We start from the raw sequence: 13981 nt of genomic DNA on the forward strand, positions 1-13981 counted from the left end.
CACCTCTGGTTGGCGGCCGCCCGTGCGCTTCAAGGGTGGTCGGGCTGGTCGATGGACAGCAAGTGGGTCGCGCCGGCCTCGTGGGTCTCGACGGGCTTGCTGCGGCCGATCCACTCACCGGAGGTGGCGTCGCCGGAGCGGGAAACCCGCGCGACCAACTGGACCTCGGGGAAATTGGACAGCTTCAACTGCGGCATCATTGCATCGGCATCACTCAACACGACCTCCGCCGGCAGGTCGGCCACCGTCAGGCGCTTGACCGCCAGCGGCATCGGCGGCCCGTTGAGCGCACGGGCGAAGACGAACACGCTGTCCCCCGGCTGCACCTTGGCGGCCAGGATCGGGTCGAGGCTGACCTTCGCCTTCACCTCGGCCGAGACCGCTACCGCTGGCTGCTCTGCGGCCGGCGCCTGCTCGCCGAGCTGCTGGCGCGCCCGCGCGATGCCACCCTCGATGGCCGCGCGGGCGGGGTCCTGCGGGTCCAGCTGCACGACCAGACGCTGCCAGTAGCCGATGGCGTCCTTGAAGCGTTGCTCCTCGAAGGCGGCGATGCCCAGCAGGCCGAGACTGGTGGCCTCCTGCGGGTCGGCCTTGAGTGCCTCGTCGGTCAGTACCTGCATCTCGTCGGTCCATTGCTTGTCGCCGGCGAAGTACAGCGCCTGCGCCCACTGGCCGAGCAGCTCCGGCTGACGGCCGGCCAGGTCGGCGGCCTGGGAGAAGGCTCCGGCGGCATCGGCGGCACGGTCCTGCGCCATGTAGGCCCGGCCGAGGAAGTACCAGTTTTCCGCCGAGTCCGGCTGAACGTCGACGGCCTGCTCCAGGCGCGCCGTCATGTCCTCGAGGCTGCGCGGCTGTTCGGCGAACTGCCTGGCCAGTTCCAGCTTGTCGCTGGCGCCCCAGTGCAGATACAGGCCGTAGCCAAGCAACGGCATCAGCAGCGCCACGGCCAGCGGAACACCCCGGCCCAGACGGGAGGCGCGCCGATCTTCGGCGCCCTCGGTGTCGCGCAGCAGCTCGCGGGCTGCCTCGGCGCGCCCGGCGGCCAACTGCTCGGTGGTGAGCACACCGGCGGCCAGCTGCGCTTCCAACTCGGCGAGGCGCTCCTGGTAGAGCGCTACGTTCAACGCGGTGCGGTCCTCTTCGCGCTGCAGACTGCGGCCGCGCACCACGGGCAACAACAGAAAAGCCAGGGCGGCCAGCACCAGCAGGCCGGCAGCGAGCCAGAAATCGATCATGAGTCTTGGTTATCCCGTGGTTCTTTGTTCAGCAGCGCTTCGAGCCGTTGCTGTTCTTCGGCAGACAGCGCCACGCTGCCCGGGGCATTTTCCACCCTGCGCCGGCGCAGCACGATCACCGCAAGCACGCCGAGACCGCCGATCAGCAGCGCCGCCGGACCGTACCAGAGCAGCAAAGTGCGCGCGTTGACCGGCGGTTTGTAGCGCACGAAGTCGCCGTAGCGATCCACCAGGAACTCGACGATCTCGTCGTTGCTCTTGCCCTCCTCCAGCATGCGGAAGATTTCCCGGCGCAGATCGGTGGCAATCGGTGCGTTGGAGTCGGCGATGTTCTGGTTCTGGCACTTCGGGCAGCGCAGCTCTTCAGTCAGTTGACGGAAACGCGCACGCTCGGCCTCGCTGTCGAACTGATAGGTATCGATGGCCGCCAGCGCACTGCCCCAGAGCACCAGGCCAAGAGCCGCGACAAGCAGGCGCCTCATGGCTGCGCCTCGTCGACCAGTTCCTGGTACAGCGGCGCCAATTGCTCGCGCCAGGCACGTTCGTCGATCACGCCGACGTACTTGTGGCGGATGATGCCGTGCGCGTCGATGAAGAAGGTTTCCGGCGCCCCATAGACCCCCAGGTCGAGGCCAAGGCTGCCCTGGGCATCGCTGATGTTCAACGCGTACGGATTGTGGAATTCCTTCAGCCATTTCAGCGCTGCGGCGTTGTCGTCCTTGTAGTTGACGCCGTAGATGGTCACGCCTTGCTGCGCCAGCTTGTTCAGCATCGGATGCTCGACGCGGCAGGCCACGCACCAGGTAGCCCAGACGTTGACCAGAGCCGGCTTGCCGAGAAGATCGTCCTGGGTGAGGGTACGCCCCGCCTGATCCACCGCCGGCAGGCTGAAAGCCGGCAATGGCTTGCCGATCAGCGCCGACGGCAATTCGGTGGGGTTGAGGTAGAGCCCGCGATAGAGAAACAGCGCAATGCCGAGAAAGATCGCCAGCGGCACCAGCAGGAGCAGACGCTTCATGCCTGCACCCCCGCCAGCCCCAGCGCTTCGCGCACCCGGGTCTTCACCTTGACCCGGTAACGACGGTCGAAGGCCGCGAGCAATCCACCCAGGCCCATCATCAGGCCGCCGAGCCAGATCCAGCGCACGAAGGGTTTGACGTGCACCCGCACCGCCCAGGCGCCGTTTTCCAGCGGCTCGCCCAGGGCGACATAGAGGTCACGGGTGAAGCCGGCGTCGATGCCGGCTTCAGTCATCATCGAGTTCTGCACGCGGTACAGACGTTTTTCCGGATGCAACACGGCAATCTCCTGGCCATCGTCCAGCACGCGCAACGTGCCCTTGTCGGAGGTGAAGTTGGGCCCTTCGAAGTGCTTGGCCCCCTCGAACACGAAGCGGTAGCCGGCCAGCTCGACCGCCTCGCCCGGGGCCAGGCGCAGATCGCGCTCGGCGCTGTACTGGCTGGAGAGCACCACGCCCAGGGCACATACGGCGATGCCGAAGTGGGCCAGTTGCATGCCCCAGTAACTGCTGGAAAGACTGCGCATGCCCTTGAGCAGGCCCTTGTGACGGCACTTGTCGAACAGGTCGCGCACCCCGGCAAGCAGCACCCAGGCGGCAATCGACCAGACCGCCAGCACCGCCCAGCCGAAATCGCCAAACGCCAGGCTGGCGATCATGCCGACCACAAGGCTGCCAACCAGCACCGGCGTGAGCATGCCGAGCAACCATTTCAGCGGCGTATCCTTCCAGCGCACCAGCACGCCGACCGCCATCGCCAACATCAGCAGGCCCATCAGCGGCAGGAACAGCGCATTGAAATACGGCGGGCCGACCGACAGCTTGGCGCCGGTCAGGGCATCCAGGATCAACGGGTAGAGCGTGCCGAGCAGGATCATCGAGGCCGCCACCACCAGCACCAGGTTGTTGGCCAGCAGCAGGGTTTCCCGCGACCACAGGGCGAAGCCGACATCGCTCTTGACCACCGGCGCGCGCACCGCGAACAGGGTGAACGAGCCGCCGACCACCAGCAGCAGGAACGCCAGCACGAAGATGCCGCGCTCCGGATCGGTGGCGAAGGCATGTACCGAGGTGAGCACCCCGGACCGTACCAGGAAGGTACCGAGCAGACTCAGGGAGAAGGCAGCGATGGCCAGCAGCACCGTCCAGCTCTTGAACACGCCGCGTTTCTCGGTGACCGCCAGCGAATGGATCAGCGCCGTGCCGACCAGCCAGGGCATGAAGGAGGCGTTCTCCACCGGGTCCCAGAACCACCAGCCGCCCCAACCCAGTTCGTAGTAGGCCCACCAGGAGCCGAGCGCGATGCCGATGCCGAGGAACGACCAGGCGACGATGGTCCATGGCCGCGACCAGCGCGCCCAGGCAGCGTCCAGCTTGCCGCCGAGCAACGCGGCGATGGCGAAGGAAAAGGCCACCGAGAAACCGACATAGCCCATGTAGAGCATTGGCGGATGCACGATCAGGCCGAAGTCCTGCAGCAGCGGGTTGAGGTCGCGACCATCGACCGGCGATTGCGGCAGCAGGCGTTCGAACGGGTTGGAGGTGACGATCAGGAACAAGAGGAAACCGATGCTGATCATGCCCATCACGGACAGCACCCGCGCCAGCATGACTTCCGGCAACTGCCGGGAAAACACTGACACGGCAAAGGTCCAGCCCCCGAGGATCAGCGCCCAGAGCAACAGGGACCCTTCGTGGGCACCCCAGACGGCGCTGAACTTGTAGTACCAGGGCAGCGCGCTGTTGGAGTTGCTGGCCACGTAGGCGACGGAGAAATCGTCGACCATGAAGGCGTAGGTCAGACAGGCGAAGGCAAACAACAGGAAGGCGAACTGGCCCCAGGCGGCCGGCTGGGCCAGGCTCATCCACTGGTGGTCGCCGCGCCAGGCGCCGATCAGCGGCAACGTCGCCTGCACCAAGGCCAGGCACAGGGCGAGGATCAACGCCAGATGGCCCAGTTCGGGAATCATTGCGCGCCCCCTTTCTGGCTGTTTTCGTAGTGCTTCATCATGCCGCTCTTCTCCAGCGCCTGGGTGACCTCCGGCGGCATGTAGTTCTCGTCATGCTTGGCCAGCACCTGGTCGGCAATGAGCACACCCTCGGCATTGATCTCACCCAGGGCAACGATGCCCTGCCCCTCACGGAACAGGTCGGGAAGAATGCCCTGGTAGCGAATGGTCACGGTTTCCACGCCATCGGTGACGCGGAAATCCACTTGCAGCGAATCCGCCGAGCGCTTCACCGAGCCCTCCTCCACCAGGCCACCGGCGCGGATGCGCGTATCGCGCGGCGCTTCGCCGCTGGCGATCTGGGTCGGGGTGTAGAACAGGTTGATATTCTGTTGCAACGCGGCCAGCGCCAGCGCCACGGCGATACCCACTCCGGCCAGGATGGCGAGGACGATGAACAGGCGTTTCTTGCGCAGCGGGTTCATTTCGACTTCTCCCGGCGCAAACGGCGCGCCTCGTCTTGCAGATAGCGGCGACGCGCCAGCACTGGCAACACCACATTGAGCGCCAGCACTACCAGACTGATGCCGTAGGCCGACCACACGTAAGGGCCATGAGTTCCCATTGCAATGAACTCGGCGAAGGAGGAAAAAACCATTACTTACCTCCCAATAAACGAGCAACTTCCGCTTTGACCCAACTGCTGCGGGCCTCACGCTTGAGCACCTCGGTACGCATCCTATAGAGCAAGACTGCAGCGAAGAAACAATAGATTCCGAGCACCGAAATCAATAACGGAATCCAGTGTGCAGAAAGCATCTGTGGCTTCGAAACGATACTAAATGTCGCTTTTTGATGCAGCGTGTTCCAAATATCCACTGAGTACTTAATGATCGGGAGATTGACAGATCCGACTACCGCCAAAAGTGCACAAGCTTTAGCCGCGCTCTCACGATTGCTGATAGCGTTGCCCAAAGCAATAACCCCGAAATAAAGAAATAGCAGGATCAGCATAGAAGTAAGTCGAGCATCCCATATCCAATATGTCCCCCAAGTCGGCTTACCCCAGAGCGCACCTGTGACCAGAGCAATAAAGGCCATCCAGGCGCCAACTGGCGCCGCCTGCTGCAACGCCACATCCGCAAGCTTCAGCTTCCATACAAGCCCAACCACACCAACTACCGCCATAAACAAATAACAAGCCTGAGCAAGAAAGGCAGTTGGGACATGAATGTAAATAATTCGAAATGCGTGGAGCTGGCCCTGTTTCGATTCCAAGGGCGTGAACGCCACCCCCCAGACTAGACCCGTGATTAAAAGAATTGTGGCGATCACAGTCAGCCACGGTAGCCAACGACCACTGCGCTCATAGAACCACTTGGGCGAGGCCCACTTGTGAAACCAAGTCCAATTCATATTGACGGTATTCCTGTAGTTATTCACCGATGCTGATCTTCAGACCAGCGGCAATAGCGAAAGGAGTCAGTGTGACCGCCAGCGCGGCCAAGCTGGCCAGCCACAGCAGGTAGCCGTCCGCTGGCAGGCCTTGCAGCGAGGCCTGCAGGGCCCCGCTACCGAGGATCAGCACCGGGATGTACAGCGGCAGGATCAGCAGCGCCAGCAACAGGCCGCCACGCTTGAGCCCCACCGTCAGCGCCGCGCCAACCGCACCGAGCAGGCTCAGCACCGGCGTACCCAGCAGCAGAGAAACCAGCAACGTCGGCATGCAGCGCGCCGGCAGGCCGAGCATCAGGGCCAGCAGCGGCGACAGCAAGACCAGTGCCAGCCCTGAAAACAGCCAGTGCGCGAGCACCTTGCTCAAAACCAGCAACGGCAGCGGATGCGGCGACAGCACCCACTGTTCCAGCGAACCATCCTCGAAATCGCTGCGAAACATCCCATCGAGCGACAACAGCACCGCCAAGAGCGCCGCGACCCAGATCAATCCTGGCGATAGGGTCTGCAGCAATTGGGTTTCAGGGCCCACCGCCAGCGGAAACAGGGCGATGACAATCGCAAAGAAGATCAACGGGTTGATCAACTCCGCCGGGCGACGACAGAGCAGCCGAGCTTCGCGGGCGAACAGCAGGCCAAACAGAGTGCTCATGACTTGTGCTGCCCCAGGTCAAGCTCGCGGTAGGCAGCGGGCGTTTCGCTGAGCCGATGGTGGGTGGTCAGCACCACCAGCCCGCCCTGCTCGCAGTGCCTGGCCAGGTGGCTCTCCAGTTGCGCGACGCCATGCTTGTCCAGCGCGGTGAAGGGCTCGTCCAGGATCCACAGCGGCGGTGGATCGAGATACAGCCGGGCCAGCGCCACGCGACGTTGCTGACCGGCGGACAGGGTATGGCAGGGAACATCTTCGAAGCCACGCAGGCCGACGGCTTCCAGGGCCTGCCAGATGGCAGTGCGCTCGGCCGGCTGGTGCAGGGCGCACAGCCAGGACAGGTTTTCCTCGGCACTCAGCAGGCCCTTGATGCCGGCGGCATGCCCGAGCCACAACAGATTGCGCGCCAGCTCGCCACGTTGCCGATCCAGCGGCCGGCCGTTGAGCAGCACAGTTCCGGCAGTGGGCGCCATCAGCCCGGCCAGCAGGCGCAGCAGACTGGTCTTGCCGCTACCGTTGGGACCGGCCACCTGCAGCATCTCGCCGGCCGCCAGGCGCAGATCGAGGTGCTCGAACAGCATGCGCCAATCCCGCTCGCATGAGAGCGCCACGGCTTCGAGAAGAGGACTGGTCACGCGATGGGACACCTGTCGGGCATTCAAGACGAGGGAGGCCTGGCCGCTATACTGAGCACACGCTGAAAACAGCAGCCGGCCCGGATGGGGCGGCATTATACATGCCATGCCGCCGCTCCCTAGCCGGCATTTTCAACAGGTTGTTACCTCGATGCCCGCTGAAATAGGCAGTTCCCGGCCTCTTCCACCCGTTACGCCAAACCTGCGACCAAACGCCGCGGCCACCGACCTGGCGCTGAAGCTCCTGCAACCGCTGGAAGGCCTGCTGGCCGCCGGGGAAAGCGCCAAGGCGGAGGTGATCGCCCTCAAGGAGCAGGCGCAGAGCTTTCAGCTGCTGCTCAAACTGACCCTGGACAACGGCCGCCAGACCACCCTGCAAGCCAGTAGCCCGCGCCCGCTGGCGCAAGGCACCGCGCTGGCGGTCACGGCGCTGTCGGATACGCGCCTGGCGGTGCTGCTGCAAGGCAGCGGCGGCGACAAGCCCCTGACCAGCCTGGACCTCGATCAGTTGCCGGTCGGCACGCTGCTGCAAGGCAAAGTGGTGGCCAGCCAGCAGGTGGTACAGGCGAAGGCCGAGCAGACGGTCTACAAGGTGCTGGTCAACCTGCTCAATACGTCGCTGGCCGGCAGCAAGCTGTCCGTGGAGACCCCCTTGCAGTTGCCGGTGGGCAGCCTGCTGACGGCCCAGGTGCAAGCAAGCCAGGCCCTGAACTTCCTGCCGCTCAGCGGCCGTCTGGATCAGCTGGAGCTGGGCCAGCAACTCGCCACCCAACAGGGCCGCCAGGGCCCGCTGGACAGCCTGTTCAAGGCCATGAAAGGCCTCAGCGGCCAGCAAGGGCTGCCTGACGGCCTGCGCGCGAGCCTGGACAAGCTGCTCGCCGGCCTGCCGGAGATGCGCGAGCTGGGCGACCCCAAGATGCTGGCCAAGGCCATGGAGAACAGCGGCCTGTTCCTGGAGGCCAAACTGCTCAGCGGCCAGAGCGCCGCCCTGCCCCATGACCTCAAGGCCAACCTGTTGCGCATGGTCGCGCAGTTGCTGCCGAACCTGCCGGGCAGCGCACCGGCGGGCCTGGCCTCGGCGGGCGCCAACCTGGCCCAGGCATTGCCCGCCTTCGTTCGCGAAGCGCTCGGCAGCATCGGCCAGGCCAGCCCACGCCAACAGGCCTTGCGCTTTCCCTTGCCGGCCGGATTGCTGCAGAGCATGGAGGGTGAAGGCGATCTGGAAGCCTTGCTGAAGCTTGCCGCCGCCGCGGTATCCCGTTTGCAGACCCACCAGCTGTCCAGCCTCGCCCAGAACCAGGTCGGCCCCGACGGCACCCTGCTGACCACCTGGCAGTTGGAGCTGCCGATGCGCGACCAACAGGAACTGGTGCCGCTGCAGGTCAAGCTGCAACGCGAGCAGCCCCCGGAGAAGGAAAAGAAGGAGCAGCAGACCCTCTGGCGCATCGAACTGGCCTTCGACCTGGCACCGCTGGGTCCGCTTCAGGTCCAGGCACAGTTGCTGCGCGGCAGCTTTTCCAGCCAGATGTGGGCTGAACGCGAACGCACCGTGCAATTGATCGAGACAGAACTGGATCGGTTGCGCGAACGGCTCAACGCCACCGGGCTCACCGTCGGCGAACTGGCCTGCCGCCAGGGCACGCCGCCGCAGGGCCAGCGCACGATTCTCGAGCAACGCTGGGTGGATGAAACCGCATGAAGAACACCGCCCCGCGCCAGGCCATCGCCCTGAACTACGATGGCCAGAGTGCCCCGAACGTGACCGCCAAGGGCGATGACGAACTGGCCGAGGCTATTCTCGCCATCGCCCGCGAATACGAAGTGCCGATCTACGAAAACGCCGACCTGGTGCGGCTGTTGGCTCGCCTGGAACTCGGAGATGCGATTCCCGAAGCGCTGTACCGCTGCATCGCGGAAATCATCGCCTTCGCCTGGCACCTCAAAGGCAAATGCCCGCCCGGTTTTGCCGAGGAGCGGGACCGCGACGTCACACCACCCCGCCCGTTACTGGAAGGCCCGAGCAAGCGCACGTAAGGACTGCGAAGTTGCAGGTACGCGAATTCGCGGCCACGACATCCGGCTCACCCCGGAAGCACCAGCAGTCTCCGCCCCCGGATCGACTCAGGGCGTCAGCGCCACCACCTCGCCGGATAGCCCCTTGCCCTGAGGGAAATCCAGCAGTTGCCAGGCGAAATAGCCTTCGCGGAAATAGAAGACCTTCTGGTAACCCCAGGCGACCGCCATTTCCGCCGCCAGCGCGCCCCGGGAGCAGACTTCGCTGTCGCAATAGATCACCAGCGGCATTTCCCGTGGCACATCGGGCATGGCCAAGCCGACGAAATGCTCGGACAGATCCAGGTGCACCGCACCGTAGACATGCCCCCAACTCCACTCGCGGGCCGGGCGCACATCGACGAAAACCGCCCCCAGGTCGTACAGGCGCTTGGCCTGCAGCGCATTGACCGTGAAAGCTCCGTCGACCTTGACCGGCGCCTCCTGTCCCTGGACCCAAAGCGGTACGCAACAACACAGCACAAGCAGGAAGCGCAGCATTTGCAGCCCTCCTCACAGGGAAGCCCATATAGTGAGATTAGGCGTGGGGTAGGACGCGCCTTGGAGCCATTGGCTATAGCGATGGCACCCGGCGCTCTTGGGAATTTGGAGGGGAATGAGACGACCCAGGTTCCTGGGCCGGGACAGACGGTGGCGCTAGCCCTTCTGGCGTTGCGCCTGGTGCAGCTTGCTCACCAGTTCGGCCTCGGCCTTGCTCAGGCCACAGGACTGGGTCAGGTCGTCGACACTGGCGCCCAGCCCGACCAGGCGCGCAGCCTGGGTGAAGGACAGGCTGCCCGGGTCGCGCTGCTCCATCTGCTGCAGCTTGTCCGGCAGCGGCGCCACGATGCGTCGCAACTCGTGCAACTCCTCGCCCATGCGCACGCTGCCGCTGAGATAGGCATCGAGGCGCCTGCTCAGGTCCTTCAGGCGCTGGTCGCGCAGGGCATCGCGCTCGGCCTGCAAGCGTGCCTGCAGGCGTTGGTTCTGCGCCAGCCACAGGCACGCGACCACCAGCAAGATGCAGACGACGACGAGCACCCCAAGCGCAATTTCCAACATGAATCAGATGCTCTCGAGCTCGGACCACTCCTCTTCGGTCATCATCTTGTCCAGCTCGACCAGGATCAGCAGCTCGCCGTTCTTGTTGCAGACACCCTGGATGAACTTGGCCGATTCCTCGTTGCCGACGTTCGGAGCAGTCTCGATCTCGGACTGGCGCAGGTAAACCACCTCGGCAACGCTATCGACCAGGATGCCAACCACCTGTTTGTCCGCCTCGATGATGACGATGCGGGTGTTGTCGGTCACCGGTGCCGGCACCAGCCCGAAGCGCTGCCGGGTATCGATGACGGTCACCACGTTGCCGCGCAGGTTGATGATGCCGAGCACATAGCTTGGCGCGCCCGGCACCGGGGCGATCTCGGTATAGCGCAGCACTTCTTGGACCTGCATCACGTTGATGCCGTAGGTTTCGTTGTCCAGGCGGAAGGTCACCCATTGCAGAATGGGATCTTCGGAACCCTGTGCAGACGTCTTCTTCATATCCCCTAGCCTCGTTTGTAACCGCCTGCGGCGGTGAACGCGGGCATACCCGCTGTCGTTACTATAGAAGAGCCCCGCGTCGCAGGGCCTGTTATCTCGGGTGAACCGGCTTCCTGCCCGCCATCTGCTTGGCCGCACCGCTGGCGATCAACTCGGCGAGAGCTGCCACATCCAGCAATGCGCACATGTGCTCGATCACCGTACCGGCCAGCCACGGGCGCTGGCTGCGCTGGCTGCGCCACTTGACCTCGTCCGGGTCCAGACGGATCGAGCGGCTGACCTGATGCACCGCCAATCCCCACTCGTAACCCTGCACGGAGATCACGTACTGCAGCCCCTCGCGGAAATCGTCGCGGTAACGCTCGGGCATTACCCAGCGGGCGCTGTCCAATACCTTCAGGTTTCCAGCCTGGCACGACAAGATGCCGAGGAACCAGTCCGGCTGGCCGAACAGCGGCGTCAACTCCTGGCCGGCCAGGGGATAGATCGATCCCAGGCACACCAGCGGTACTGCCAGCGTCAGCCCGGCGACGTCGAACAGCAGGCATTCGAACGGCTCCTCGGCCCAATCGGGACGGCCGTCGAGCTTGATCGGCGCAGGCGGGTTGCGGGGTGCGGCCGGTACATGTATGTCGGCCAGCGGTTCGACCGGAGCGGGCGGAGCCTCCACCACCGGCGCGGGTGGCACGACCGGTTCCATCACCGGCCGCAATTCCGCTGACGGAGCCGGAGCCGGAGCCGGAGCCGGAGCCGGAGCCAGATGAGCATCGCGCACCTGCTCCTCGAGCACCGCCGCTTCGAACTCATCGAGGCTGACGGAATCGGCCAGCTCGACCGCAGCCTCCTGCAGCAATGCATCCAGGTAGGATTGCAGAGCCAACTGAGGACGCGTGGCGGTGGCAGTGGTACGACTCATAGGCACGACTCGGAAAAATGATCTGTACAGGCTATCGGCCAAGCCGGCATGGGACTTGAGCCATTCTCTTCAGCATAGGCCAGACCGGGCATCGACTAAGCCACCTGCATCGCTGGCTGCTGGGACAGCAGGTACTTGAGCAAGGCGCGATAAGCCAGTACACCGCGACAGCCGCTGTCGAACTGCGACGGCGTCGTCCCGGCGCGGCTGGCATCGCGCAGACGAGTGTCCACCGGGATGTAGGCTGGCCAGAGGTGCTCGGGATAGCTGTTGCGCAAGGTGCGCAAGGTTCCCAGGGAGGCCTGGGTACGGCGGTCGAACAGGGTCGGCACGATGGTGTAGGGCAACGCCTGCTTGCGCGAGCGATTGATCATCGCCAGGGTACTGATCATGCGCTCCAGGCCCTTGACCGCTAGGAACTCGGTCTGCACCGGGATTACCAGATGCTGGCTGGCGGCCAGGGCGTTGACCATCAACACGCCGAGCAGCGGCGGGCTGTCGATGATGGCGAAGTCGAAATCGTTCCACAGCTGCGCCAGGCTCTTGGAGATCACCAGGCCCAGGCCGCTCTTGCCCGGCGACTGGCGCTCGAGCGTCGCCAAGGCGGTACTCGAAGGCAGCAGCGCAATGCGTTCGTGACTGGTGGGCAGCAGCAACTGCTGCGGCAACCCCTCCGGCACGTTGCCCTGATGCTGGAACAGGTCGAAGGTGCTGCGCTCCAGGGCGTCGGGATCATGGCCGAAATAGCTGGTCATCGACCCGTGGGGATCGAGGTCGACTACCAGCACGCGTTTGCCGGCGTCGGCCACCAGGCCCGCCAGGGCGATCGACGTGGTGGTCTTGCCGACACCACCTTTCTGATTGGCTACTGCCCAGACTCTCATCTTCGTTCATCCTCCCGGCGGGCCCGCGCCCTGGCCGAGACTTGGCGCCGCCCTCAAGGGGACGGCGACGGGGAATTGACGGCTCCAGGGGTCGGAGCCTGCGCTGAGGGCGTCGGTGCAGGTTGCGTGCCAGCCCCCGGCTTGTTGCCGCTGCGGCGAGTGTCGAGATTGCGCGAAATCACCAAGACCACGCGCCGGTTGCGGCCCCGGCCCTCGGCCGTGGAATTGTCCGCCACCGGAGAGAACTCGCCATAGCCGACCGCGGCCAGGCGACTGGGGTTCACCCCGTCCATCGCCAGCATACGCACGATGCTCGAGGCGCGCGCCGAGGACAGCTCCCAGTTGGTCGGATATTGAGGTGTATTGATCGGCAAGTTATCGGTGAAACCCTCGACCTGCACCGGGTTTTCATAGGGTGCCAGGATTTTGGCCACCTTCTCGATGATATCGAACGCCTTGTCGTTGGGCAGCGCGTCGCCGCTGGGAAACAGCAAGCCCGAGCTCAGCTCGATCTCGATCCACATTTCGTTGCCGCGCACTGCCAGTTGGTCGGTCTTGATCAGGTCGCCGAAGGCGTTGCGCACGCTCTCGGCGATTTCCTCCAAGGGGTCGCCAGCCTGGCCACCCACGTCCTCGTTGATGCTGGAGGTGGTGGACAGCACGCGCTCCTCGCCGATGGGAATCGGCTTGAGCGAGCGGTCCGGCTGATTGAAGGCACCAACCAGGGTATCGGAGAGGATCTTGTACTTGCCTTCGTTGACCGAAGAGATGGAATACATCACCACGAAAAAGGCGAACAACAGGGTGATGAAGTCGGCGTAGGAAACCAGCCAACGCTCATGGTTTTCGTGTTCTTCGTGGTGGCGACGCCGGGCCATAAGCTCATCCTCGTCCCGTCAGTCCATGAAGCCTTGCAGCTTCAGCTCGATGGAACGAGGGTTCTCGCCTTCGGCGATGGAGAGAATGCCTTCGAGCAGCATCTCGCGATAGCGCGACTGGCGCATGGCCACGGCCTTGAGCTTGCTGCCCACCGGCAGCAACAACAGGTTGGCGAAGCTCACGCCATAGATGGTGGCGACGAAGGCCACGGCAATGCCGCTGCCCAGCTTGCTCGGGTCGGCAAGGTTGCCCATGACGTGGATCAGGCCCATTACCGCACCGATGATGCCGATGGTCGGCGCGTAACCGCCCATGCTTTCGAACACCTTGGCGGCCTGGATATCGCGGCCTTCCTGAGTGTACAGGTCGACTTCGAGAATGCTGCGGATGGCCTCCGGTTCGGCACCATCGACCAGCAGCTGCAATCCTTTACGGGCAAAGGCATCGGGTTCGGCGTCGGCCACCGGCTCCAGGCCGAGCAACCCCTCCTTGCGGGCCGTCATGCTCCAGCCAACCACCCGCTCGATGCCGCCGACCAGATCGATGCGTGGCGGAAACAGGATCCAGCCGAAGATATTCAGGGCGCGCTTGAACACGCTGACCGGCGCCTGCAGGAATGCCGCGCCCAGGGTGCCGCCAACGACGATCAGCGCCGCCGGTCCGTTGATCAGCGCGCCGACATGGCCGCCTTCGAGGTAATTGCCACCAATGATCGCGACGAAGGCGAGTGCCACCCCGATGAGGCTGAGGACGTCCATCAGCGT

At 64.4% G+C, this 13981-nt stretch carries 18 protein-coding genes; 2 read left to right on the forward strand and 16 right to left on the reverse strand.

Features of this window, described 5'->3' with window-relative positions; genetic code table 11:
* Positions 1-29 precede the first annotated feature (29 nt).
* From ccmI to ccmA, 9 genes are read right to left on the reverse strand one after another with little or no spacing between them, the layout of a single operon-like run.
* The gene (gene ccmI / locus ACWKV7_RS01430; protein WP_483855848.1) at positions 30-1235 is read right to left on the reverse strand and encodes a c-type cytochrome biogenesis protein CcmI; all 1206 of its coding nucleotides are present in this window, start codon (positions 1233-1235) and stop codon (positions 30-32) included.
* Entirely contained in the window at positions 1232-1717 is a 486-nt protein-coding gene (locus tag ACWKV7_RS01435) for a cytochrome c-type biogenesis protein (RefSeq protein WP_483855849.1), read from the reverse strand. The genes ccmI and ACWKV7_RS01435 overlap by 4 nt, the downstream gene beginning before the upstream one ends.
* Positions 1714-2253 carry a DsbE family thiol:disulfide interchange protein gene (locus ACWKV7_RS01440; protein ID WP_483855850.1) on the reverse strand — a complete coding sequence of 180 codons (540 nt, stop codon included), beginning with the start codon at positions 2251-2253 and terminating at the stop codon, positions 1714-1716. The genes ACWKV7_RS01435 and ACWKV7_RS01440 overlap by 4 nt, the downstream gene beginning before the upstream one ends.
* A complete protein-coding gene (locus ACWKV7_RS01445) occupies positions 2250-4223 on the reverse strand; it encodes a heme lyase CcmF/NrfE family subunit (protein ID WP_483855851.1) in 1974 nt (657 codons plus the stop codon). Before ACWKV7_RS01445 ends, ACWKV7_RS01440 begins: the two co-directional genes overlap by 4 nt.
* On the reverse strand, positions 4220-4687 hold the full coding sequence (gene ccmE / locus ACWKV7_RS01450; RefSeq protein ID WP_483855852.1) for a cytochrome c maturation protein CcmE: 468 nt from the start codon (positions 4685-4687) through the stop codon (positions 4220-4222). Before ccmE ends, ACWKV7_RS01445 begins: the two co-directional genes overlap by 4 nt.
* Positions 4684-4860 carry a heme exporter protein CcmD gene (ccmD, locus tag ACWKV7_RS01455; protein ID WP_483855853.1) on the reverse strand — a complete coding sequence of 59 codons (177 nt, stop codon included), beginning with the start codon at positions 4858-4860 and terminating at the stop codon, positions 4684-4686. The genes ccmE and ccmD overlap by 4 nt, the downstream gene beginning before the upstream one ends.
* The gene (locus tag ACWKV7_RS01460; protein ID WP_483855854.1) at positions 4860-5618 is read right to left on the reverse strand and encodes a heme ABC transporter permease; all 759 of its coding nucleotides are present in this window, start codon (positions 5616-5618) and stop codon (positions 4860-4862) included. The genes ccmD and ACWKV7_RS01460 overlap by 1 nt, the downstream gene beginning before the upstream one ends.
* Positions 5619-5637: 19 nt before the next feature.
* Entirely contained in the window at positions 5638-6309 is a 672-nt protein-coding gene (gene ccmB, locus ACWKV7_RS01465; RefSeq protein WP_483855855.1) for a heme exporter protein CcmB, read from the reverse strand.
* Positions 6306-6941: a cytochrome c biogenesis heme-transporting ATPase CcmA gene (ccmA, locus tag ACWKV7_RS01470; RefSeq protein WP_483855856.1), complete on the reverse strand. Its 636-nt coding sequence runs from the start codon at positions 6939-6941 to the stop codon at positions 6306-6308. The genes ccmB and ccmA overlap by 4 nt, the downstream gene beginning before the upstream one ends.
* A gap of 151 nt (positions 6942-7092) precedes the next feature.
* Here ccmA and fliK point away from each other — a divergent pair, with 151 nt between their 5' ends.
* Both fliK and ACWKV7_RS01480 read left to right on the forward strand, forming a co-directional pair.
* On the forward strand, positions 7093-8640 hold the full coding sequence (fliK, locus tag ACWKV7_RS01475) for a flagellar hook-length control protein FliK (protein ID WP_483855857.1): 1548 nt from the start codon (positions 7093-7095) through the stop codon (positions 8638-8640).
* The gene (locus ACWKV7_RS01480; RefSeq protein ID WP_483855858.1) at positions 8637-8975 is read left to right on the forward strand and encodes an EscU/YscU/HrcU family type III secretion system export apparatus switch protein; all 339 of its coding nucleotides are present in this window, start codon (positions 8637-8639) and stop codon (positions 8973-8975) included. Before fliK ends, ACWKV7_RS01480 begins: the two co-directional genes overlap by 4 nt.
* Before the next feature lie 87 nt (positions 8976-9062).
* Here ACWKV7_RS01480 and ACWKV7_RS01485 read toward each other — a convergent pair whose 3' ends face one another.
* The 7 genes from ACWKV7_RS01485 to ACWKV7_RS01515 form a co-directional block, all read right to left on the reverse strand.
* A complete protein-coding gene (locus ACWKV7_RS01485; protein ID WP_483855859.1) occupies positions 9063-9494 on the reverse strand; it encodes a rhodanese-like domain-containing protein in 432 nt (143 codons plus the stop codon).
* A 156-nt stretch (positions 9495-9650) separates the two neighbouring features.
* Positions 9651-10055, reverse strand: coding sequence for a DUF2802 domain-containing protein (locus tag ACWKV7_RS01490; RefSeq protein WP_483855860.1), 405 nt, complete (start codon positions 10053-10055; stop codon positions 9651-9653).
* 3 nt (positions 10056-10058) lie between these two features.
* Entirely contained in the window at positions 10059-10538 is a 480-nt protein-coding gene (locus ACWKV7_RS01495) for a chemotaxis protein CheW (RefSeq protein WP_483855861.1), read from the reverse strand.
* Positions 10539-10629: 91 nt separating this feature from the next.
* The gene (locus tag ACWKV7_RS01500; RefSeq protein ID WP_483855862.1) at positions 10630-11454 is read right to left on the reverse strand and encodes a CheW domain-containing protein; all 825 of its coding nucleotides are present in this window, start codon (positions 11452-11454) and stop codon (positions 10630-10632) included.
* Between the two features lie 95 nt (positions 11455-11549).
* Complete coding sequence (locus tag ACWKV7_RS01505; RefSeq protein ID WP_483855863.1) at positions 11550-12338, reverse strand: ParA family protein; 789 nt, start codon at positions 12336-12338, stop codon at positions 11550-11552.
* Positions 12339-12391: 53 nt separating this feature from the next.
* Positions 12392-13216 carry a flagellar motor protein MotD gene (gene motD / locus ACWKV7_RS01510; protein ID WP_483855864.1) on the reverse strand — a complete coding sequence of 275 codons (825 nt, stop codon included), beginning with the start codon at positions 13214-13216 and terminating at the stop codon, positions 12392-12394.
* A gap of 18 nt (positions 13217-13234) precedes the next feature.
* Positions 13235-13975, reverse strand: coding sequence for a flagellar motor protein (locus ACWKV7_RS01515; RefSeq protein ID WP_483855865.1), 741 nt, complete (start codon positions 13973-13975; stop codon positions 13235-13237).
* Positions 13976-13981: the final 6 nt, after the last annotated feature.

The sequence above is a fragment of the Zestomonas ipomoeae genome (assembly GCF_057128665.1).

Coding starts and splice junctions, on each gene's coding strand:
- ccmI (WP_483855848.1), bottom strand. CDS start 1,235: ATGATCGATTTCTGGCTCGCTGCCGGCCTGCTGGTGCTGGCCGCCCTG.
- ACWKV7_RS01435 (WP_483855849.1), bottom strand. CDS start 1,717: ATGAGGCGCCTGCTTGTCGCGGCTCTTGGCCTGGTGCTCTGGGGCAGT.
- ACWKV7_RS01440 (WP_483855850.1), bottom strand. CDS start 2,253: ATGAAGCGTCTGCTCCTGCTGGTGCCGCTGGCGATCTTTCTCGGCATT.
- ACWKV7_RS01445 (WP_483855851.1), bottom strand. CDS start 4,223: ATGATTCCCGAACTGGGCCATCTGGCGTTGATCCTCGCCCTGTGCCTG.
- ccmE (WP_483855852.1), bottom strand. CDS start 4,687: ATGAACCCGCTGCGCAAGAAACGCCTGTTCATCGTCCTCGCCATCCTG.
- ccmD (WP_483855853.1), bottom strand. CDS start 4,860: ATGGTTTTTTCCTCCTTCGCCGAGTTCATTGCAATGGGAACTCATGGC.
- ACWKV7_RS01460 (WP_483855854.1), bottom strand. CDS start 5,618: ATGAATTGGACTTGGTTTCACAAGTGGGCCTCGCCCAAGTGGTTCTAT.
- ccmB (WP_483855855.1), bottom strand. CDS start 6,309: ATGAGCACTCTGTTTGGCCTGCTGTTCGCCCGCGAAGCTCGGCTGCTC.
- fliK (WP_483855857.1), top strand. CDS start 7,093: ATGCCCGCTGAAATAGGCAGTTCCCGGCCTCTTCCACCCGTTACGCCA.
- ACWKV7_RS01480 (WP_483855858.1), top strand. CDS start 8,637: ATGAAGAACACCGCCCCGCGCCAGGCCATCGCCCTGAACTACGATGGC.
- ACWKV7_RS01485 (WP_483855859.1), bottom strand. CDS start 9,494: ATGCTGCGCTTCCTGCTTGTGCTGTGTTGTTGCGTACCGCTTTGGGTC.
- ACWKV7_RS01490 (WP_483855860.1), bottom strand. CDS start 10,055: ATGTTGGAAATTGCGCTTGGGGTGCTCGTCGTCGTCTGCATCTTGCTG.
- ACWKV7_RS01495 (WP_483855861.1), bottom strand. CDS start 10,538: ATGAAGAAGACGTCTGCACAGGGTTCCGAAGATCCCATTCTGCAATGG.
- ACWKV7_RS01500 (WP_483855862.1), bottom strand. CDS start 11,454: ATGAGTCGTACCACTGCCACCGCCACGCGTCCTCAGTTGGCTCTGCAA.
- ACWKV7_RS01505 (WP_483855863.1), bottom strand. CDS start 12,338: ATGAGAGTCTGGGCAGTAGCCAATCAGAAAGGTGGTGTCGGCAAGACC.
- motD (WP_483855864.1), bottom strand. CDS start 13,216: ATGGCCCGGCGTCGCCACCACGAAGAACACGAAAACCATGAGCGTTGG.
- ACWKV7_RS01515 (WP_483855865.1), bottom strand. CDS start 13,975: ATGGACGTCCTCAGCCTCATCGGGGTGGCACTCGCCTTCGTCGCGATC.